Annotated in this window: 19 protein-coding genes, 1 other RNA gene and 1 pseudogene; 18 read left to right on the top strand and 3 right to left on the bottom strand. The window is 66.4% G+C overall.

What is annotated here, in order from left to right; translation table 11 throughout:
* Position 1 precedes the first annotated feature (1 nt).
* The 8 genes from pepP to RM530_RS14235 all read left to right on the top strand — a co-directional run bounded on the left by pepP (position 2) and on the right by RM530_RS14235 (position 7,586).
* Positions 2 to 1,330 carry a Xaa-Pro aminopeptidase gene (gene pepP, locus RM530_RS14270; RefSeq protein WP_311365925.1) on the top strand — a complete coding sequence of 443 codons (1,329 nt, stop codon included), beginning with the start codon at positions 2 to 4 and terminating at the stop codon, positions 1,328 to 1,330.
* Positions 1,331 to 1,355: 25 nt separating this feature from the next.
* Positions 1,356 to 2,549 carry a 2-octaprenyl-6-methoxyphenyl hydroxylase gene (gene ubiH, locus RM530_RS14265; protein ID WP_311365924.1) on the top strand — a complete coding sequence of 398 codons (1,194 nt, stop codon included), beginning with the start codon at positions 1,356 to 1,358 and terminating at the stop codon, positions 2,547 to 2,549.
* Entirely contained in the window at positions 2,546 to 3,703 is a 1,158-nt protein-coding gene (locus RM530_RS14260; protein WP_311365923.1) for an FAD-dependent oxidoreductase, read from the top strand. The genes ubiH and RM530_RS14260 overlap by 4 nt, the downstream gene beginning before the upstream one ends.
* 143 nt (positions 3,704 to 3,846) lie before the next feature.
* The gene (petA, locus tag RM530_RS14255; RefSeq protein WP_311365922.1) at positions 3,847 to 4,446 is read left to right on the top strand and encodes a ubiquinol-cytochrome c reductase iron-sulfur subunit; all 600 of its coding nucleotides are present in this window, start codon (positions 3,847 to 3,849) and stop codon (positions 4,444 to 4,446) included.
* A complete protein-coding gene (locus RM530_RS14250) occupies positions 4,446 to 5,687 on the top strand; it encodes a cytochrome b (protein WP_311365921.1) in 1,242 nt (413 codons plus the stop codon). The genes petA and RM530_RS14250 overlap by 1 nt, the downstream gene beginning before the upstream one ends.
* On the top strand, positions 5,684 to 6,436 hold the full coding sequence (locus tag RM530_RS14245) for a cytochrome c1 (protein WP_311365920.1): 753 nt from the start codon (positions 5,684 to 5,686) through the stop codon (positions 6,434 to 6,436). Before RM530_RS14250 ends, RM530_RS14245 begins: the two co-directional genes overlap by 4 nt.
* Positions 6,437 to 6,442: 6 nt before the next feature.
* A complete protein-coding gene (locus RM530_RS14240; protein ID WP_311365919.1) occupies positions 6,443 to 7,111 on the top strand; it encodes a glutathione S-transferase N-terminal domain-containing protein in 669 nt (222 codons plus the stop codon).
* A 70-nt stretch (positions 7,112 to 7,181) separates the two neighbouring features.
* Complete coding sequence (locus tag RM530_RS14235; RefSeq protein WP_311365918.1) at positions 7,182 to 7,586, top strand: ClpXP protease specificity-enhancing factor; 405 nt, start codon at positions 7,182 to 7,184, stop codon at positions 7,584 to 7,586.
* Between the two features lie 19 nt (positions 7,587 to 7,605).
* Here the strand turns inward: RM530_RS14235 and RM530_RS14230 are convergent, their stop codons facing one another.
* The 3 genes from RM530_RS14230 to RM530_RS14220 all read right to left on the bottom strand — a co-directional run bounded on the left by RM530_RS14230 (position 7,606) and on the right by RM530_RS14220 (position 10,528).
* Positions 7,606 to 8,247, bottom strand: coding sequence for a helix-turn-helix transcriptional regulator (locus tag RM530_RS14230; protein WP_311365917.1), 642 nt, complete (start codon positions 8,245 to 8,247; stop codon positions 7,606 to 7,608).
* A gap of 128 nt (positions 8,248 to 8,375) precedes the next feature.
* On the bottom strand, positions 8,376 to 8,735 hold the full coding sequence (locus RM530_RS14225) for a YraN family protein (protein WP_311365916.1): 360 nt from the start codon (positions 8,733 to 8,735) through the stop codon (positions 8,376 to 8,378).
* A complete protein-coding gene (locus RM530_RS14220; RefSeq protein ID WP_311365915.1) occupies positions 8,726 to 10,528 on the bottom strand; it encodes a penicillin-binding protein activator in 1,803 nt (600 codons plus the stop codon). The genes RM530_RS14225 and RM530_RS14220 overlap by 10 nt, the downstream gene beginning before the upstream one ends.
* A 101-nt stretch (positions 10,529 to 10,629) precedes the next feature.
* Here RM530_RS14220 and rsmI point away from each other — a divergent pair, with 101 nt between their 5' ends.
* The 10 genes and pseudogenes from rsmI to mraY all read left to right on the top strand — a co-directional run bounded on the left by rsmI (position 10,630) and on the right by mraY (position 20,808).
* Positions 10,630 to 11,532: a 16S rRNA (cytidine(1402)-2'-O)-methyltransferase gene (gene rsmI / locus RM530_RS14215; protein ID WP_311365914.1), complete on the top strand. Its 903-nt coding sequence runs from the start codon at positions 10,630 to 10,632 to the stop codon at positions 11,530 to 11,532.
* A gap of 24 nt (positions 11,533 to 11,556) precedes the next feature.
* Positions 11,557 to 11,936: RNase P RNA component class A (rnpB, locus tag RM530_RS14210), an RNA gene on the top strand.
* 75 nt (positions 11,937 to 12,011) lie between these two features.
* The gene (locus RM530_RS14205) at positions 12,012 to 12,938 is read left to right on the top strand and encodes a fused MFS/spermidine synthase (protein ID WP_311365913.1); all 927 of its coding nucleotides are present in this window, start codon (positions 12,012 to 12,014) and stop codon (positions 12,936 to 12,938) included.
* Positions 12,939 to 13,336: 398 nt separating this feature from the next.
* Entirely contained in the window at positions 13,337 to 13,762 is a 426-nt protein-coding gene (locus RM530_RS14200; protein WP_311365912.1) for a division/cell wall cluster transcriptional repressor MraZ, read from the top strand.
* Between the two features lie 132 nt (positions 13,763 to 13,894).
* Positions 13,895 to 14,824 (top strand): 16S rRNA (cytosine(1402)-N(4))-methyltransferase RsmH, encoded by a 930-nt coding sequence (gene rsmH, locus RM530_RS14195; protein WP_311365911.1) that lies wholly within the window; start codon positions 13,895 to 13,897, stop codon positions 14,822 to 14,824.
* Complete coding sequence (ftsL, locus tag RM530_RS14190) at positions 14,821 to 15,114, top strand: cell division protein FtsL (RefSeq protein ID WP_311365910.1); 294 nt, start codon at positions 14,821 to 14,823, stop codon at positions 15,112 to 15,114. Before rsmH ends, ftsL begins: the two co-directional genes overlap by 4 nt.
* Positions 15,111 to 16,850 (top strand): peptidoglycan D,D-transpeptidase FtsI family protein, encoded by a 1,740-nt coding sequence (locus RM530_RS14185; RefSeq protein ID WP_311365909.1) that lies wholly within the window; start codon positions 15,111 to 15,113, stop codon positions 16,848 to 16,850. Before ftsL ends, RM530_RS14185 begins: the two co-directional genes overlap by 4 nt.
* Positions 16,850 to 18,326, top strand: a pseudogene (locus tag RM530_RS14180) (UDP-N-acetylmuramoyl-L-alanyl-D-glutamate--2,6-diaminopimelate ligase); the annotation flags it as partial. The gene RM530_RS14185 and the pseudogene RM530_RS14180, both read left to right, overlap by 1 nt.
* Positions 18,322 to 19,725, top strand: coding sequence for a UDP-N-acetylmuramoyl-tripeptide--D-alanyl-D-alanine ligase (locus RM530_RS14175; protein WP_311365907.1), 1,404 nt, complete (start codon positions 18,322 to 18,324; stop codon positions 19,723 to 19,725). The pseudogene RM530_RS14180 and the gene RM530_RS14175, both read left to right, overlap by 5 nt.
* Complete coding sequence (gene mraY, locus RM530_RS14170) at positions 19,726 to 20,808, top strand: phospho-N-acetylmuramoyl-pentapeptide-transferase (protein ID WP_311365906.1); 1,083 nt, start codon at positions 19,726 to 19,728, stop codon at positions 20,806 to 20,808. It abuts the gene before it with no gap.
* The last annotated feature ends 51 nt before the right edge of the window (positions 20,809 to 20,859 follow it).

The following is a 20,859-nucleotide window of genomic DNA, read 5'->3' as shown; positions in this document are numbered from 1 at the left end:
CATGACCGGACCTACCCGACTCGAACTCGACGAACACGCCAAGCGACGCCAGCGCCTGATGCAGGCGATGGGCCCCGATGGCGTGGCCATCATCCCCGGCGCGCATGAAGTGGTGCGTTCCCGAGACACCCATTTCCGTTTCCGGCAGGACAGCGATTTCCATTATCTGACGGGATTTTCAGAGCCGGATTCGATCGCGGTGCTGGCGCCTGGCCGCCCAGAGGGCGAATACATCCTGTTCGTGCGTCCGCGCGACGAGACCCGCGAAATCTGGGACGGCCGGCGTGCCGGGCCGGAAGGGGCCTGTTCGGTCTATGGCGCCGACCAGGCATTCACGGTCGAGCAGTTCGACGACGCCGTGCGGGACTTGCTGAGCGGTCGTGTCCGCGTGTACTACACTTTCGGCGAATACCCGCCGATGGACGCACGGGTGGCGGCCTGCGTGCGCCAGATTCGGGAAGTCTCGCGCCGCGGTGCCGCCGCGCCGTTCGAATTCGTGGCGATGGAAACCACGCTGCACGAAATGCGTTTGCGCAAGACGCCAGCCGAACTGGAGTTGCTGCGGTTCGCCGGGCGGGTGTCCGCCGACGCGCATGTTCGCGCGATGCGCTTCGCCAAGCCCGGAATTCATGAATGGCAGGTGGCCGCCGAAATTCATCATGAATTCGAACGCAACGACATGCAGCCAGGTTACGGGTCCATCGTCGGCGGCGGCGACAATGCCTGCATTCTTCATTACGTGGAGAACAACGCCACGCTCATGGACGGTGAGCTGCTGCTGATCGATGCCGGCGGCGAGTATCGCGGCTACACCGCGGACATCACGCGGACCTTCCCGGTCGGCGGTCGCTACAGTGGTCCGCAGCGCGAAGTCTACGAAGTGATCCTGGCCGCACAGCTGGCCGCGATCGATACCTTGCGTGCCGGGCAGTCGGTCGGTGCGCCGCACGAGGTGGCGACGCGCAAGCTTACCGAAGGCCTGGTGGCCCTGGGCCTGCTGCAGGGCGACGTCGACACGCTGATCGCCGAAGGCGCGCAGCGCCGCTTCTACATGCACGGCACCGGTCACTGGCTGGGCCTCGACGTGCATGACGTGGGCCGCTACAAGATCGACGGTGCCTATCGCGATTTCGAGCCGGGCATGGTGATGACGGTCGAGCCTGGTCTCTACATTCAGCCCGGCAGCGAGGGCATCGACGAGCGTTTCTGGGGCATCGGCATTCGCATCGAGGACGATGTGGCCGTCACCGCCGCTGATCCCGAGGTGCTGACGGCCGGCGTGCCGAAAGCCGTTGATGAGGTGGAAGCGCTGATGAGGGTCGCCGCCTGAGCCCGCAGCACCGCGCGCCGCCTCCATGAACGACTACGACCTCGCGATCGTTGGTGGCGGTCTGGTCGGCGCTTCGCTCGCGGTGGCCTTGCACGGCAGCGGTCTGCGCGTCGCGCTGATCGAGGCGGCGGCGCCACCGGTCGCCGACGCGGCCTGGGATGAGCGCTGCATCGGGCTCAACGAAGCGACGCGACGCATCTTCGACAGCCTGGGTGTTTGGGGCGCGATGCGCGGCGACGCCGAAGCCATCGCCGCCACCCATGTCAGCGAGCAGGGCCGCTTCGGTGTTGCGCGTTTCCATGCCTCGGAAGCGGGGCTCGACGCCCTGGGCTACAACACACCGCTGCGATCCATACATGGCAGTCTGCTGCAGCGGGTGCGCGACAGCGGTGCGGCCATCCTGCTGTGTCCGGCCCGCGTCGACGAGGTGCAGGTCGATGGCGAGCACGTGCATCTGCACGGCACCGCGCTGGATGGCGGCCTCCGGGCGCGACTGCTGGTGGCGGCCGACGGCGCCCGTTCGCCCATTCGTCAGAGCTTCGGTATCGCCACCGAGGCGCACGACTATGCGCAGACTGCGATCGTCAGCAGCGTGCGCACGCAACGCGAGCATGCGGGCATCGCCCACGAGCGCTTCACGCCGGATGGACCGATCGCCGTCCTGCCACGGCCGGGCCGGGTCTGCACCGTGGTCTGGACCGTGCCGACGGATGTTGCCGAACGGCTGCTGGCGCTGAGCGAGGCCGCGTTCCTGCAAGCCTTGCAGGCCGCTTTCGGCCACCGACTGGGACAGTTCAGCGCACTGGGGCGGCGCGGCGCCTATCCGCTGACGCGCGTACTCAGCACGCGCCTGGTGGCCGAGCGCACGGTGTTCGTCGGCAATGCCGCGCAGACGCTGCATCCGGTCGTGGCGCAGGGCTTCAATCTTGGCTTGCGTGACGTGGCGACGCTGGCGGACCTGCTGCCGGACTATTCGGACCCCGGCTGCGCGGCCCTGCTGCACGCGTATGTCGATCGGCGTCGCGACGATCGCCGTCAGGCGGCCGATTTCACCGATGGCCTGGTGCGCCTGTTCTCCAATCGCGTGCCGGGCCTGGGCGAACTTCGCCATTTCGGACTAAGTGCGCTGAACCTGTCGGGGCCCCTGAAACGACGCATGCTGCAGCGCAGCCTAGGCTTCGGCGCGCACACGCCGGCCGCCGCGCGAGACCGCGCATGAGCGCGCGAAGCCACGACATCGTGATCGTCGGCGGCGGCATCGTCGGCGTCGCCGCGGCCCTGGCGCTGCTGCGCAATGGCTTCGACGTCGCGCTGGTGGACCGCGCCGCGACACGTCCGCCCGCGCCGGGCGCCGAGGTCGACGCGCGGGTCTACGCCATCGCACCGGGTTCGCGTCGGTTTCTCGACACGCTCGGTGCCTGGCCCGGCGACCCGGGATGCGCCTATCAAGGCATGCAGGTGTGGAATGCCGATCCAGCGCTATCGCTTCGCTTTGACGCGGCCGCGGCGGCGTTGCCGGAACTCGGTCACATCGTCGCCCACGATGTGCTGCTCGATGCGCTGTGGAATCGCCTTGGCGCGGCACGGCTGGTGCAGGGTGAAACGGTAGACAGCTTCGCCGTGGAAGCCGGTGGCGCGCGTTTGGGCCTGAGTGGCGGCGGACACATCCGGGCCGATCTGGTGATCGCTGCGGACGGTGCCGCTTCCAGTCTGCGCCGGCTTGCCGGCATCGAGACGCTCGGCTGGCCGTATGCCCATCAGGCGATCGTCAGCCACGTTCAGACCGAACGGCCGCATCGCGCCACGGCCTACCAGCGCTTCCTGCCGGAAGGTCCGCTGGCCTTCCTGCCACTGGCCGATGGCCGCAGTTCGATCGTCTGGTCAACGGCGCGTGCCGGGGAACGCATGGCCCTGCCGGATGCCGGGTTCGCCAAGGCGCTGCATCAGGCTTCGCAAGATTGCCTGGGGCTGATCGGCGAGATGACACCGCGCAAGGCGGTGCCGCTGCGCTTGCTGCATGCACGCGATTACCACGCGCCCGGATTGGCACTGGTCGGTGATGCGGCTCATGTGGTGCATCCCCTGGCCGGGCAGGGCCTCAACCTCGGTCTGGCTGACGTCGAGGCGCTGCTGGGGTGTGCGCTGGAAGCACGCCGCACCGGCCGCAAGCTCGGCTCGGCGCGGGTACTGGCCCGCTATGGCCGGGCGCGCAAGCTCGCCAATCTGGAAATGCTGGCGACGGTGGATGCGCTCTATCGCCTGTTCGGTCTGCAGGCGCCGGGACTCGACAATGTGCGCGGTTTGGGACTCGCCCTGGTCGACCGTGTGGCCGCGATCAAGGGCCCTTTGCTGCGCCGCGCCGTCGGAATCTGAGCACGCAAGTGCACTTGTGTGCTCATGGTGGCTTACGGTGCCGTTAAGCGCTCGTTATAATTGACCGGATAGGCGGAGCCGGTTACCACCCGGTTGCTCTGCCGCGCTCACCCAAATCGTTTTCGAATCAAAGGTAAGGCCGAATGAGTAATGAGGGCGTGGACCTTGGCCGACGCCGCTTCCTGACTGTCGCGACCGGGGTCGTCGGCGGCGCAGGGGCGGTGGCGGCGGTGGTGCCGTTTCTGGCGTCGTTTTCGCCAAGTGAAAGAGCCAAGGCGCTCGGCGCACCGGTGACGATCAACATCGCCGGCGTCGAAGCGGGCCAGATGGTCACCACAGCCTGGCGCGGCAAGCCAGTCTGGGTCGTCAACCGCACCGAGGAAATGCTGGCCTCGCTGTCCGGCGACGAGAAGCGCCTGCGCGATCCGGAGTCCGCGCAGCCGCAGCAGCCGGACTACGCCACCAATCAGCATCGCTCGATCAAGCCTGAGTATCTGGTGATGCTGGGCGTGTGCACGCACCTTGGTTGCTCACCGAAATTCCACCCGGAGAGCCCGGCACCGACCATTGACGCGAACTGGCCGGGCGGCTTCTTCTGCCCCTGTCACGGCTCCAAGTTCGATCTGGCCGGCCGCGTGTTCCAGGGTGTGCCCGCGCCGCTGAACATGGTGGTGCCGCCGCACCGCTACGACACCGAAACCGAAGTCGTGGTCGGTGAAGACACCCAGGGAGGAGCCGCCTGATGGCCATCGTGCCCAATCCGCACAAGACGACCGGCTTTCTCGGCTGGATCGACGATCGCTTCCCGCTCACCAAGATGTGGAAGGATCACGTCGCCGAGTACTACGCGCCGAAGAACTTCAACCTCTGGTACTACTTCGGCTCGCTGGCGATGCTGGTGCTGGTCAACCAGCTGCTGACCGGCATCTTCCTGGTCATGCACTACAAGCCGTCGGCGGCGGAAGCCTTCGATTCCGTCGAATACATCATGCGCGATGTGCCCTGGGGCAACATCATCCGCTACCTGCATTCGACAGGGGCCTCGGCGTTCTTCATCGTCGTGTATCTGCACATGTTCCGCGCGCTGATGTACGGCTCGCATCGCAAACCGCGCGAACTGATCTGGATCTTCGGCTGCCTGATCTATCTGTGTCTGATGGCCGAGGCCTTCTGCGGTTACGTGTTGCCCTGGGGTCAGATGTCGTACTGGGGGGCGCAGGTGATCATCTCGCTGTTCGGCGCGATTCCGGGCATCGGTCCTGATCTCGTGGTCTGGATCCAGGGCGACTACATCCCTTCGGACGCCACGCTCAATCGCCTGTTCTCGCTGCACGTGATCGCGATTCCGTTCGTGCTGGTCGGCTTGGTCGTGGCGCACCTGATGGCGCTGCACGAAGTCGGGTCCAACAACCCGGATGGCATCGAGATCAAGAAGCACAAGGATCCCGAGACCGGTATCCCGCTGGACGGCATTCCGTTTCATCCGTACTACACGGTCAAGGATATGTTCGGCGCCGCGGTGTTCCTGCTGATCTTCCTGTCAGTCGTATTCTTCGCGCCGGACGGCGGCGGCTGGTTCCTCGAAAAGCCCAACTTCGAGGAAGCCAATGCCCTGTCCACGCCTGAGCACATCACGCCGGTGTGGTACTTCGGCCCGTTCTACGCGATGTTGCGCGCGGTGCCGGACAAGCTGCTGGGTGTGGCAACGATGGGGGCGGCGGTGCTGATCCTGTTCTTCCTGCCCTGGCTGGACCGTTCACCGGCCAAGTCGATCCGCTACAAGGGGCCGATCTTCAAGGTTCTGGCGATGATCTTCGCCGTCGTGTTCTGCGTACTGGGCTATCTCGGCCTGCAGCCGCCGAGCCCGACCGGCACCCTGATCTCGCGGCTCGGTACGGTTTACTACTTCCTGTTCTTCCTGCTGATGCCGATCTACACCAAGTTGGAAAACGTCAAGCCCGTGCCGGAGAGGGTCACAGAATGAAGCGCCTGATTCTGCTGTCCAGCCTCCTGTTCGGAGGCCTGCTGAGCACCCACGCCAACGCGGCCGGCGGTGAGCCCGTCTTTGCGTTTACCCCGCACCCGGACAACATCGCTTCGGTACAGCGTGGTGCTCGCGACTTCATGAACTACTGCTCGGGCTGCCACAGTCTCAAGTACCTGCGCTACAGCCGGGCTGCGGCCGATCTTGGCCTGCCCGAAGAACTGGTCGAGAAGAGCCTGATGTTCACCACCGAGAAGGTGCAGCAGCCGATCGTGTCGGCGATGCCGGCGCAGGCCGAAAGCTGGTTCGGGCGGCAGCCGCCCGATCTGTCTCTGGTGTCGCGCAAGCGCGGCCCGGCCTGGGTCTACAGCTTTCTCAACGGTTTCTACGTGGATCCGAGCAAGGCCGCCACCGGCGTCAACAACCTGCAGCTTCCCGGCGCCTCGATGCCGCATGTGCTGTGGGAGCAGCAGGGGTTCCGTGCGCAGGTCGAGGCACCGGAGGGCGAGCACGCCGGGGCGGAGCACGGCGGGCATCACGCGCCCGAGCTGGAAACCGTGATCGAAGGCAAGCTGACTCAGGACGAATATGAGGAGATGATTGCCAACCTCACCAATTTCCTGATCTATGCCGCCGAGCCGGGTCGTGCCGACCGCATCTCGCTGGGCATGAAGGTTCTTTTCTACATGCTGCTGCTGGTCGGACTGACCTACATGCTCAAGCGTGAGTTCTGGCGCGACGTACACTGAGTGAGGATGTCGGCCCGAAGCAGACAGACAGGAAGCGATAGTCCCGGCGCGGTGCTGTCCGCGCGCCGCGCCGGGATACTGCTGTTTTCGGGCGAAAGCGATCTGGGCAGCCACTGGGCGCGCCTGGTCGCGGCCGAAAAGGACATCGACGGCGCGGCGATCGAATGGATACGTCCCGGCGTGACCAATGAGGACTGGCTGCTGCTGTCGCCGTCTCAGGTATTGCCTACGCTGGCGGACCGCGAAGTCGTGCTGTATCCGGCCCGCCTGGTCGCTGAATATCTGGACGAGCGCTATCCGCATCCGCCGTTGTTGCCGGTGGAGCCCGCCGGGCGTGCACGTGTGCGCATGGCCCTGCATCAGCTGGAATCGGTACTGTATCCGCTGGCCGAGCAGGGGCTTTCCACGGATAACGCGCGGAGCGCGCAGCGTTCACGCAAGCTGTTGCGTGAACAGTTGCTCGGTCTGGCGCGCGTTTTCCCCACGCGTGGCTTTTTCATGGGCAGCGACCTGAGCTGTGTCGACTGCGCCTGGGCGCCGCTGTTGTGGCGCCTGCCGTCGCTGGGGATTCCGCTGGATTCGGTGGAGAGCATGGGCCCCTACGCCGAAAAGTTGTTCTCGCGCGGAGCCTTTCAGCGCAGCCTGTCTTCGGTTGAACGTTCACTCGCCGCGTGATCGCCGGTGGCAGAACCGGCTTTGCCAAACCTGAATTGAGTTGAGTGCGCGCCCGGCGCGCCAAGGAACAATGGCCAAATCCCGACGTCCGTATCTGATCCGCGCCATCTACGAATGGGCCGCTGACAATGGTTACACCCCGCACCTGGTCGCCGCAGCCGACGCCGATGGCGTGGTGGTGCCGCGCGAATTTGTCCAGGACGGGCGGATTACGCTCAATGTCAGCATGAATGCGGTGCAGGGTTTGGACCTTCACAGCGATCCGATCTATTTCAGCGCCCGTTTTTCGGGGCGCGCGTTCGATATCTGGGTGCCATCGGGTGCCGTGCTTGCGATTTTCGCCAAGGAATCCGGCGAAGGCATCGTATTCGGCGAGGTCGAAGCCGCGGACCCGGACGGTGAGCCACCGCCGCAGGGCCCATCGCCGGAACCCGGCAAACCGGCCGGCCGCTCCCACCTGCGGGTGGTCAAGTAGCGCGATCGGTCGCTCGGGTTCACTCGACCGCGAAACCCAGCAGAATTTCCCGCAGCAGCTCGCTCTGGCTGTTGACGCCGCATTTGCAGAACACCCGTTTGAGGTGCGTGCGCGCGGTGAATACGGACATGCCGCGCATCGCGGCAAAGTCACGGGTCGATGCGCCGCTTGCCAGTTCCGCGGCCAGCGCCGCTTCGGTTTCGGTGAGGCCGTAGGTTCGACGCAGCACGCTGTGCGACACGCGTGGGCGTTCGTTCCGGTTGCGAATCAGTAGTACCGCGTGGCCGCCCAGGCCCGGAATTCCGCCCGGTACGGCACGAACGCGCAGCTGGAGTTCGCGACCCTCGTGCGTGCAGCGGATCACCGGCCCTTCCTCGCCTGCGCGGGCGGCGCGCCGCAGGGCGCCATCAAGCCACTCGAAGGCATTGCAGGCGATTCGCGAGGACTCGGCCGGCGTGTCATCTGCGGCGCCGCCGCAGGGACAGCTCAGCAGCTTGCGGGCGGCCGGGCTGGTGTATACGGCGCGTGCATTGGCATCGAATACGATCAGTGCCGAGCTGCGCATCAGTCCGACTTCCAGCAGGCGCTGGAACAGCGCGGCAGGGATGTCCGTTTCCGCGGATGCGCTCCAGCGAGGGCGTGTCAGCGTTTGCGTCGGCATGGCCAGTTCGTCCGAGAAATCAGACTTCAGTTCTAGGCCTGATCGCGTTTTCAATCGCGATGAAAATCGAACCAATTCGTGACCGATTCGCGGCGAGGGCTACATCGGGACAGCCTGGCCGCTCAGGCTCAGGCCCAGTTCCCGGCGTCGAACGCGTTTCGCAACCACTCGATCCGGTCGTCACCGTCGATCGCAACCACGTCGAAGCGGATCGGATGACGCGCCAGCTCCGGTTGACGCGCGATCAGGCTGCGCGTGGCCTGGACGATGCGCACACGTTTGCGCGCATCCACGGACTCGGCGGCGCTGCCGAAATGGCTGCTGCGGCGCTGGCGGACTTCGATCACGGCCACGGTATCGCCGTCCCGCATCACCAGGTCGAGCTCGCCGCTGCGCGCGTGCTGGTTGCGACTGATGAGTTTCAAGCCTTGCGCCTCAAGCCAGCGCTGGGCCAGGGTTTCCGCTGCCTGACCGGCTTTCAGGGCCACGTCGTGGAACTGGGCTGCGCTGCCGGCGGCGCCGGCAGCATGCGCAGACCGCCATTGTGGATGATGGCGCACTGCAGATGGCGCGATACCTTGTTGCCGTTGTCCAGAGACAATGATCCGCTGGCGCCGTCGATCGAACTGCCGGCAAACAGCTGGCCGGCCTGGAGCGCCTCGGCCAGCTTGTAGGCGTCGTAGCCCAGTGCCAGCAGGCGCGTCTGCGAACGCAGTGCCGGGCTCAGACTGGGCTGTATCTGTGCGCGCAGCGCGTGCCACGGGCCGCTGCGGTCCAGCATCCAGGGCATGTCGCAAAAGCGCAGTCCGCTGAGATCATTGGAGGGATCGCGCTTGCCGTCATAGGCGATGGAGGTGGCGTAGATCGGCAGTTCGGAGGCGTGGAAGTAACGGAACTGCGAGCGGATCGAGCGGGCCTGGGTCGGCGTGGCGGCCACGAACGCGAAATCGACATCGCTGCGCGGACGGGTTTCGAATTCGGCGGAGTAGCCGATGATGCCGCGCAGTGCATTGTGCCGATCCTGGCTTTCGCGCAGCGCCAGCAGGTCCTGAATCTGCTCGGAGAAATCACTTTGACCGGTGCTGTAGCGGCGAACATGCGCGACATGGCCACCAAGCTGGGACAGACGTTCCGCGAATGCTGCATAGACGCGGTCGCCCCAGTCTCCTTCCGGTACCAGCGCGATCGCGCGCGACTGGTTCTGGGACACCGCCTGTTCTGCGGCCTGGCGGGCCTCGTCCTCGGGCGCCAGGCCGAACTGGTAGAGCGGGCCGGTCGCATATTGATTGGCATCGAGGTAGTTCAGCGCCAGCACCGGTACTGAACTGCCTGAGCCGGCGAGCCGCGCGACGTATTCCTTCTGCAGGGGGCCGATGATGAAGTCCGCACCGCTGTACATCGCTTCGCGATAGGCCTGCTCGAAACTGCTGTCGCTGTCGCCGGTGTCAAAAACGTCGATGGACGGTCGCGGCAAACCGGACTGCAGCCAGGCCGTGAACAAGCCCTCGCGAACCGCGCTGGCGGGCGCCGCGTAGCGTCCACTCAAGGGCAGCAGTACGGCCACTCGATTGAGCGGACCGCCGCTGCTCTGCCACTGCGTGGATTGCCAGGCCTGGGTCGGTCCCTGTTGCGCGCGCGCCAGTTCGGCCGGATGGTTCGGGTACTGCACGCGCCAATCGGCCAGTACATTGGGACGTGGCGCACCGGCCGAGCGCCGGATGATGCGCGCCAGATCGATCCAGCCGCGTGTGATGCGATCGGCCTTGGCGAGTTGCGGTTCGATCGACGGATCGAGCGGTGCCTGCATCAGCACGCTCCAGATGTGATCGCGGTTCTGGTCGAGTTGTACGCGCGTGTCCAGCAGGGCCTCGCGCCGCACCAGCGTGCTGACGGCGGTGACCGTCAGGCCCAGGCGCGCCTGGGTGTCGGCACGCACTGATTCCACATTGGCCGCGAGGCTGCGATTGCCGATCGCCCAGGGTTCCGGCAGCGCCTGCTCGGCCAGCTGTGGCTGATCTTCCAGCAACAGCGAGCGCGCCTGGGCGATCTGGAAGCGAATCGCCTGTTCGCTCGGCAGGCGCGAAGGGTCGACGCGCGACAGCGCGCGATCGGCGGCCAAGGGATCGCCGGCATCGAGCGCAGCCTCCGCTTCGGCCAGCCAATCGGGCGTCGCCGGACTGGGCCGCGCCGGGGGCGCGACCGGCGCGCGCGCAGGCAGACTGCCGCAGGCGCAAAGCGTGGCGGCCAGCAACAGAGCCGGGAGTCGGTGTGCGTTGGGCATAGATGTAAAGTATGACACGCTCGCGTGGCTGAACCTTGACGTTGACGGCAGCTGCACCGGCCGCCGCCTTGCAATATTTCGCGATCCGCATGAATCCTCCGATGCCCGCCAGCACTGAGACAGACTCCGCAGCCATCGATCCGTCTCAGGCCTCTGCCGAGGTGTCGGACGGACACCTTTATGTCGTGGCCACGCCGATCGGAAATCTCGGCGATCTTTCGCCGCGCGCCCTGCGCGTGTTGTCGGCGGTGAACGCGATCTGCGCCGAAGACACGCGCGTAACCGGCGCTCTGCTGTCGCATTTCGGTGTGCGGGCTCGGTTGATCGCTTTGCACGAGCACAATGAGACGGACATCGCCGGCAAGCTGGTCGCGCGTCTTCTGGCGGGCGAAAGCCTCGCGCTGGTATCCGACGCCGGCACACCGCTGGTCAGCGATCCCGGTTTCGCGCTGGTGCGCGCCTCGCGTGCCGCCGGGGTTCCGGTCATGACCGTGCCGGGGCCCTGCGCGGTGGTGGCCGCGCTGTCGGTGTCCGGCCTGCCCAGCGACCGTTTCGTGTTCGAAGGCTTCCTGCCGTCGCGTCGCGGCGCGCGGCGTAGTCGCCTGGAAGCGCTGGCGGATTGTCGCGACACCCTGATCGTCTACGAATCGAGTCACCGCATCGCTGAATGTCTGACGGACTGCGCCGAGGTGCTGGGGGCCGATCGGCGAATCTGCCTGGCGCGCGAGCTCAGCAAGCGTTTCGAGCAATCGGTCACCGATACGGCGGCGCGGCTTTGCCAGTGGCTGACGCAGGACAGCAACCGGACACGCGGCGAATTCGTGCTGGTGATCGAGGGCGCGGCGGAGGCCGAACGGCCCGACGACGCCGAGCACATCCTGCGCGTGCTGTTGAGCGAGCTGGAGCCCTCGCGTGCGGCGCGTGTCGCCGCCGAACTCACGGGTCAGCGCAAGAACGCACTGTACAAGCGCGCGCTGGAAATGTCGGCGCCGCCGGTCCAGTAGCGGGATCGCGTAGAATCCCCGCCGGGAGTCGGCCGAACAATCGCTGTTGCCGCAAGGTGATGGAGGAAAGTCCGGGCTCCGCAGGGCAGGGTGCCAGGTAACCCCTGGGGGGCGCGAGCCTACGGAAAGTGCCACAGAGATCAGACCGCCTAAGCGCTTCGGCGCCGGTAAGGGTGAAAAGGTGCGGTAAGAGCGCACCGCGCGGCCGGCAACGGTTCGCGGCACGGTAAACCCCGCCTGGAGCAAGGCCAAATAGGGAAGGACGGCGGCTTCGGCCGCCGACGCGTGGCCCGCGCGCCTTCCGGGTAGGCTGCTTGAGGTCTGCGGTGACGCAGATCCCAGAGGAATGATTGTTTCGGATCGCAAGATCTAGACAGAACCCGGCTTACAGGCCGGCTCCCACCTGATTCCCGATGCAGGCGGCGTGCCTCGGCATGCCGCCTGTGCCGACTGACGCCAACAGGATTCGCAGCCCAGCCGTGCGACGCAAGCAGACATCTTCGGAGGACGAGGACAGGCAGGCCGCCGCCGAATCCCAGATCTGGGAGGTTCCGGTGACGCTGCCGGAGGGCGAATTCATGGCCTATCTGAGCGAACCCGCGGACAGCAGCATCATGGAGGTGCTGCAGCAGTTGCGTCGTGGCGAATACCCCAAGCCCTACGTGCTCGACAATGGTGAACATCGTGAGTTGTACATCGGCCAGCGTTTCACGCAGAGCCGCATGAGCCTGCACGAGCCGGACGCGCTGGATCTGGCGTATACCCGCTCGATGATGGCTTTTCTGCTGTTCCAGCCCCAGCCCAGACACGTCATGCTGGTGGGCCTGGGCGGCGGCTCGCTGACCAAGGCCTGCTATCGCGGACTGCCGAAGGCGCGGATCATCACGATCGAAATCGAGAGGACGGTGATCGAGCTGGCCAGCCTGTTCCACGTACCGAATCCGGGCGCGCGGCTGCGTCTGGTGCATGCCGATGCCGCAACCTATTTCGCCAGCACGCGCCAGTCGGCCGATGTCGTGCTGGTCGACGGCTGCGATGCGGTGGGCTTGTCGCCAAGTCTGTGCAGCGAAAGCTTCTACGCCTCGGTCCGGTCACGGCTGCGGCCGGGCGGCGTGCTGGTCAGCAATCTGGTGGGAACGATCGCTCGTATCGGCTCGATGATCGACAGCATCGCCCGGGTGTTCGATGGACAGATCCTGGTTCTGCGCGATGCTGTGAGCGAAAACCGCGTCGTGCTCGCATTCTGCAATCCATCATGGCCGCCGGACTGGGCTCGGGTCCGCGCCCGCCTGCCCGAGCTTGCGCAGCGGCATGCACTCGACCTCGGCGGGATGGCGAAGCAGCTTCAACTCGATTTCCGCCGTTCGCTCGCAAAGGCCGAAGAGTCCGCAAAAAGGCGGCGCTAAGCCCGTCGTGGCGGGATTTTTCTCCCCAAAGCCCCACTTCGCCCCAGCGCGGTGATCGCCGCCTTTGCCCGGGCGATGCGCGCGTGCCCGTGCGGTTTAGGCGCCAATACCCGGCGCGCCCCCAACACGGCCCGAAATTCGCCGCTTACGTGAACAAAGTTCTCTAAGTGCCTGTTTCCAGTGGTTTCATGATTTCCATCCAGGCATTTCTCCCAAGCTCTTGTTTCGTCACGAGATTTTGCTTGCATCACCCAGGGCGGTGGAGTACAGTCCTGCCTCAGTGGGGTGAAGTGGGGGACAGTGGGGAGTCCTCCCTAGTGACGATCCGGTCAGCGAGGGAGGTCCGGTCGCGGTACTTTCGGAGCCGATTCGTGTTTACAGGGCGGTACGCGCTTGCAATGGACGATAAGGGTCGCGTCGCGGTCCCGGCCTTGTATCGCGCGCAGCTCACGAAGATGGAAGGCGTTCCGCTCTACCTGACACCCTACGATTCCGACGAGGGCCGCAGCTACGTGGCGGTCTATCCGTCTCCTCGATTCGAGGAACTCGCCGAAGAAATCGAAGCGATTGACGACGCCGACGAGCGCGAACTGCTGATGGAGGAAGTCCTCGGTGGTTCGATCATGGTGGACTTCGACGCCCAGGGGCGCATCGTGTTGCCGGCCGTATTGCGTGAACGCGTCGGACTCAAGGGGCGCGTCGTCATCGAAGGCCAGCGCCGCCGCTTCGACATCTGGGACGAGGCGACGCTGCAGCGGCGCGAAAGCGAGAAGCAGGCGGATCGTCAGCGGCTCAGCTCGGCACTCAAGCGCATTCGGCGGTGATTATCCATGCACAGCCGCCCCTCCAGCCTCGCCAATCTACGCGGGGACGCGCGCCGGTATATCCAGACGTCTGCCCGGATTCCTGCCCGGATTTGCGCAACGCTCCCCGCGGCGCCGAGCGCTGTTGAGGCCATGAGCGCACACCGCCCGGTGATGCTCGCGCAAGCGCTCGCCGGTCTGGCGCTGCGTGCGGGCGGCCGCTATGTCGACGCCACCTTTGGTCGCGGCGGGCATAGCGCCGAAATTCTCGCCGCCATTGGTGAAAGCGGTCAGCTTCATGCCTTCGACCAGGACCCTCAGGCCGCGCAGTACGCGCAGATGCGCTTCGGTACGCGTGACAATTTCCGGATTCATGCCTGCAGCTTCGAGCACATCGCGGAAATCGCCCAAGTCGAAGGTTTTTCCGGGCAGATCGACGGCGTGTTGTTCGATCTGGGCGTGTCCTCGCCGCAACTCGACGATGCCGGACGGGGATTCTCGTTCCTGCGCGACGGTCCGCTGGATATGCGCATGGATCCTCGTGCCGGGGAGTCCGCCGCCGAGTGGCTGGACAAGGCGCGTGAGCGCGACATCGCGGACGTGCTGTGGAGGCTCGGCGAAGAGCGTCACAGCCGGCGCATCGCACGTGCCGTGGTGCGGGAACGCATGAGCGCGGGCCGCATCGAGACCACCGGTCGTCTCGCGGACATCATCGCCGCGGCGGTGCCGGGGCCGCGTGGCCGTATCCACCCGGCCACACGCAGTTTTCAGGCGATCCGCATTCATATCAATCGCGAGCTGGAGATGCTGCCGGGCGCGCTGGCCGCGGCCGCCTCGGTGCTGGTGCCGGGTGGGCGCCTGTGCGTGATCAGTTTCCACTCGCTGGAAGACCGCATTGTCAAACGTTACATCCGCGACGCGGGATTGTCCGAGCGCGATCCGGTGACGGGCGCGGCGGTGCCGGGCAGTGGCCCGGCGGTTGCGCTCAAGAGCATCGGACGAGTGTTCCCTGACGACCAGGAAACGGCGTCGAACCCACGTTCGCGCAGCGCGGTGCTGCGCATCGCGGAGCGCCTGCCATGAGCTCGCGCCCCGTGCAGATTCTGCTGTTGTTGCTGGTGATCGGCTCCGCGCTGGCGGTGGTCGAGGTCAAGCACGAGAACCGCGGTCTGGTCAGCGAACTGGAAGCGCTGCGCTCCGAGCACGAACAGCTGCGCGTCGAATGGAGCCAGTTGCAGCTTGAGGAAGCCACGCAGGCTTCGCACGGTCGCATCGAGGAAGCGGCGCGCGGCAAGCTCGGCATGGCCGAACCGCAGCGCTACGTCATCGTCGAGCGCGGCGCGGCCGCGCCGCGCACCGGAGACGGCTCGTGAGAAGTCCCCGCCGCGGCGTCAAGCTCAACCCCGAAGTGCGCGCGGTCGGTGCCTGGCGGCGCTGGGCCGTGATGTGCGTGCTGCTCGCCGGCAGCGGCACGGTGCTGGCGCGCGCCTTCGAGCTGCAGGTGCTGGACAACGAGTTTCTGCAGCGCGAAGGCAACAAGCGCGCGGTGCGTACGCTGGAAGTGCCGGCGCATCGCGGTGCGATCCGGGATCGCAATGGCGAGCCGCTGGCCTTGTCGGCGCCGGTGGAATCGATCTGGGTGGTGCCGCGTGAACTGCTGGAACAGGCCGAATACATCGCGCCGCTGGCCAAGCTGGTGGGGATGCGCGAAACCGGGTTGCGCGCGTTTCTCGAAGCACGCAAGACGCGGCAGTTCGTCTACCTGAAGCGCCACATGGCGCCGTCCGACGCCGAACGGGTGCTGGCGCTCAAGGCGCCCGGCGTGTCCTCACAGCGGGAGTACAGCCGCTTCTATCCGGCCGGAGAAGTCGCCGGAAACCTCGTCGGTTTCACCAATATCGACGGCATCGGTCAGGAAGGCATGGAAGCCGCACAGCAGAATCTGCTGTCCGGCACGCCGGGTTCGCGTCGCGTGATTCGCGCGCGCGACGGTCGCATCGTCGAGGACGGACCGGACTTCAAGCCGGCCGAATCCGGTGAGGACCTGAGCCTGACGATCGACCTGCGTCTGCAGTACCTGGCCTATCGTGAACTCAAGGCAGCGGTGCAGGCGCACAAGGCCAAGGGCGGCCTGATGGTGGTCGTCGACACCGTCAGCGGCGAGGTGCTGGCGATCGCCAACCAGCCGAGCTTCAACCCCAACCGCCTCGAAGACCGCACTTCCAACGGCATGCGCAACCGCGCCGTGACCGATGTGTTCGAACCGGGCTCCACGGTCAAGCCGTTGCTGCTGGCCGAAGGCATCGAAACCGGTCTGGTCGATCCCGATGAGGCGATCGACACGCGCCCCGGCTACTGGATGGTGGCCGGACACACGGTGCGCGATACCCACGACTATGGCGTGGTCAATCTGTCGAGGATGCTGGTCAAGTCCAGCAATGTCGCCGCCGCCAAGATCGGCCTGCGCATGGGCGCCGAGGAGGTCTATCGCGGTTTCGAGGCCTTCGGTTTCGGCCAGCCGCTGTACTCGGGTTTCCCTGGCGAATCCATGGGCGTGTTCCGGGATTGGCGCGGCTGGGGTTCGATCGAGACCGCCACGGCCGCCTTCGGCTATGGCATCTCGGTGACCGCGCTGCACCTGGTGCGCGCCTACTCCGGGCTCGCCAACGACGGCCTGATGCCCCAGATCACGTTCATCAAGGACAGCCCGAAGATTCCGCCGCAGCGTGCGGTCTCGGCCGAAACCGCCAGTGCGGTGCGTTACCTGATGGAAGGCGTCACCAACCAGGGCGGTACCGGCACACGCGCCGCCGTCAACGGCTACCGCGTGGCCGGCAAGACCGGCACGGTGCACAAGCCGATCGTCGGCGGCTACGCCGAGAACAAGTATCAGGGCGTGTTCATCGGCATGCTGCCGGCCGAGCAGCCGCGTCTGGTCGGCTTGGTGATGATCGACGAGCCCAGCGAAAAGGGGTATTACGGCGGTCTCACCGCGGCGCCGGTGTTCGCGCGTGTGATGCAGGCCGCCGCGCGCCTGTTGCAGATCGCGCCGGACCAGACGCCGGAGCAGCAGACCGCCAGCGCCCAAGCCGCGGGAGCCCGTTCGTGATGGCGCGCCGCCTGTCTGCGCCGGTGCGCGAACTGGCCGCATTGCTGGCTGTGGCCGCACCGGATTGCGCACTCACCGGCCTGTCGCTGGACAGCCGCAGCATCACGCCGGGCACGCTGTTCCTGGCCTGTCGCGGCACGCGCGCTCACGGTCTGGAATATCTCGACCGGGCATTGGCAAATGGCGCGGCCGCGGTGGCCTGGGAACCGGCTCCCGGCGTGGCTGCACCGACTGCAAACGTGCCGACGGTCGCGGTGCCCGGTTTGGGCGCGCAGGCGAGCGCGATCGCCTCACGATTTTACGGCCAGCCCTCGCTGGCGCTGGACGTGATCGGCGTCACCGGCACGGACGGCAAGACCTCGATCGCCTATCTGTTGGCGCAGGCGCTCGACACGCTGGGTGTCGCCTGCGGCTATGTCGGCACGCTCGGCCACGGGCGCATCAGCTGCCTCGACGCCGGCGACCAGACCACGCCCGATCCGGTGACGCTGCAGCGCTGGCTGGCCGAAGCGGCGGACGCCGGTTGTGCGGCTGTCGCGATCGAAGTGTCCTCGCACGCCCTGGATCAGCGGCGCACCGACGGCGTGCGCTTTGCCACACGCGTGCTCAGCAATGTCGGGCGCGACCATCTCGACTACCACGGCAGCGAGGCCGCCTATGCGGCGGCCAAGCGCCGCCTGTTCGACGGCCCCGGCAGCGCCATCCTGAATCTGGACGATGCGCGCGGCCGTGCCTGGGCCGGGGAGCTCGACGACGTGATCGGCTACGGCGTATCGGCCGCACCGCAGGGGCGCCATGTGCTGGCGCGCGATCTGCACTTCGATCTCGAAGGCCTGGCCTTCACCGCGTACGGCAGTTTCGGCGAGATTCGCATTGCCTCGCATCTGCTCGGGCGCTTCAACGTGGACAACCTGCTGGCGGTGCTCGCGGTCTTGCTGTCGCGCGGGACACGCCTGGAATCGGCCGCCGAAGCGCTGGCCGCGTGCTGCACGGTGCCGGGTCGGATGGAGGGCTTTCGTGCGGTCGGCGGTGGGCCCCTGCTGATTGTCGACTACGCGCACACGCCGCAGGCGCTGCGCTCTGTGCTGAGCGCGGCGCGTGCGCATTGCACGGGCGAGCTGAGCTGCGTGTTCGGATGCGGCGGCGATCGTGATCGTGGCAAGCGCCCGCTCATGGGCGCTGTGGCGGCGGAACTGGCGGACCATCTTGTGGTCACCGATGACAACCCACGCAGCGAGGATCCGACCGCCATCACCGCACAGATTCTCCAGGGCGTGCCGCTTGGCCTGTCGGTACCGGTCGTGCACGAGCGCGCCGACGCCATTGCTCAGGCGATCGCCTCGGCTGGCGCGGCGGACGTGATCGTTGTCGCCGGCAAGGGTCACGAGGACTACCAAATTGTCGGGAACCAGCGGCGCGACTTCTCTGACCGTCGTTTTGTCGCGGAACAGCTGGGCCTGGAGCTGCGGGCATGAATGCGAACAAGCCCTCGACGATGGAAACCGCTCGCGCCGCTGCCGTGCGGATCGGTGCCGCGCTGAGCGGGGACCAGGCGCTGTTCGAGCGCAGCTTCAGCGGCGTATCCACCGACAGCCGCAGCGTCGCGCCGGGCGAACTGTTCGTGGCCCTGTCCGGCCCGAATTTCGACGGACATGCCTTCGTGCCCAAGGCCGTCGAACGCGGCGCCGCTGCCGCTCTGGTGAGCCGTGCCCAGGATCTGCCGCTGCCGCAATTGCTGGTGCCGGACACCTTGGCGGCGCTGCAGGCCTATGCCGCGAGCTGGCGCGCCGGGTTTTCGCTTCCTCTGATCGGCGTCACCGGCAGCAATGGCAAGACCACGGTCAAGCAGATGCTGGCCGCGGTGCTGGCGCCGCTGGGACCGGTGCTGGCCACGGCCGGTAACTACAACAATCACATCGGCGTTCCGCTGACGCTGTGCCGCCTGCGCGCCGAACATCGTGCTGCCGTGATCGAAATGGGCGCCAATCATCGGGGCGAGATCGCACAGCTGGCGGACATCGCACGGCCGAATATCGGGGTGGTCACGCAGGCCGGGGATGCGCACCTCGAAGGCTTCGGCAGTCGCGAAGGCGTGGCCCGTGGCAAGGGCGAGCTGTTCGCCGCCCTGGCCGACGAGGCGGTCGCGATCATCAACGCCGATGACGTGCAGGCACCGCTGTGGACCGAACTGGCCGGCGGTTCGCGGGTGATTCGCTTCGGCCTGTCGGCGGACGCCGATGTGCGCGCCGAAGACATTCAGGGCCTGCCGGCCGAGGCGCCGGCCGAAATGCACTTCACGATCCACGCCTTCGGCGCCCGCGCGGACCTGCGTCTGCCGCTGCCGGGCCGCCACAACGTGCTCAACGCACTCGCCGCCACGGCCGCGGCGCTGGCCGCCGGGCTGGAGCTGGATCAGATTGCGCAGGGGCTGGCGCAGGTGCAGCCGGCCGACGGTCGCCTGTCCTGGAAGGCGGGCCGACACGGCACCCGCGTGCTCGACGATTCCTACAACGCCAATCCGAGCTCGCTGCAGGCCGCCTTGCAGGTGCTGGCGCAATGCCCGCCGCCACGCTGGCTGGTGCTCGGCGATATGGCCGAGCTTGGACAAGGCGCAGACGAACTGCATGTGGAGGCCGGGTTCGCGGCCCGGTCCCTGGGCGTAGAGCGGCTCTATTCGGTCGGGCGCTACGCCCGATCGGCCAGTGTGGGCTTTGGTCGCGGTGGCCGCGACTTCGCGGATGTGGACACGCTTGCAAGGACGCTGCAGGACGAGATCGAACCCGGCGTCTCGGTGCTGGTCAAGGGGTCGCGCTCGGCGCGAATGGAACGCGTGGTGGCGGCGTTGACGGGCAGCGTCGTCGGGGGAGGGCACTGAATGCTGTACCACTTGAGCGACTGGCTGCAGCAATACCAGAGCGGATTCCGGGTATTCCAGTACCTGAGCCTGCGTGCCGTGCTCGGCGTGCTCACGGCGCTGGCGTTCTCGTTCGCCTTCGGCCCGTGGATGATCCGCAGGCTGCAGTTCCACCAGATCGGTCAGGTGGTGCGCGACGACGGTCCGCAGACCCACCTCAAGAAGTCCGGCACGCCGACCATGGGCGGTGCCCTGATCCTGGCTGCCGTCAGCGTCGGCACGCTGTTGTGGAGCGATCTGTCCAACCGTTTCGTGTGGATTGCCTGGCTGGTGACAATGTCCTTCGGCGCGGTCGGTTTTGTCGACGATTACAAGAAGGTGCGCTACGGCAAATCCATGGGCCTGTCGGCCAAGCACAAGTATCTGTGGTTGTCGCTGGCCGGGTTCGCCGCCACCGGCACCTTGTACTTCACCGCACAGACGCCGGCCGAAACCGGGCTGATCTTCCCGTTCGTCAAGGACGTGATGGTGCCGCTGGGCGGTTTCTACGTGCTCTGGGCCTATCTGGTGATCGTGGGCTCCAGCAATGCCGTGAACCTCACCGATGGCCTGGACGGTCTCGCGATCATGCCGACGGTGCTGGTGGCCGGCGCGCTGGCCGCCTTCGCCTACTGCACCGGCAACGTCAAGTTCGCCGACTACCTCAGCATTCCGTACATCGCCGGGGTCGGCGAACTGGTGCCGTTCTGCACCGCCATCGCAGGCGCCGGTCTCGGCTTCCTGTGGTTCAACGCCTATCCCGCGCAGGTGTTCATGGGCGATGTCGGCGCGCTGGCGCTGGGGGCGGCTCTGGGTGTGGTCGCGGTGCTGGTTCGCCAGGAACTGGTGCTGGCGATCATGGGCGGCGTATTCGTCGCCGAAACCCTGTCGGTGGCCCTGCAGGTGGGCAGCTACAAGCTGCGCAAGAAGCGCATCTTCCGCATGGCGCCGCTGCACCACCACTTCGAACTCAAGGGCTGGCCGGAACCCAAGATCATCGTCCGATTCTGGATCGTGACGCTGATTCTGGTGCTGATCGGTCTGTCGACCTTGAAGATCCGATGACGACCTGGCCGACATTGTTCGGGACCGGTGAAAATGCCGGGGAGGTGCGGC

It is taken from the genome of Banduia mediterranea, from assembly GCF_031846245.1.
In the GTDB taxonomy this organism is placed as follows: Bacteria; Pseudomonadota; Gammaproteobacteria; order Nevskiales; family Nevskiaceae; genus Banduia; species Banduia mediterranea.
Note: the sequence above shows the minus strand (reverse complement) of the source record. Positions and strands in the feature narration are given on the sequence as shown.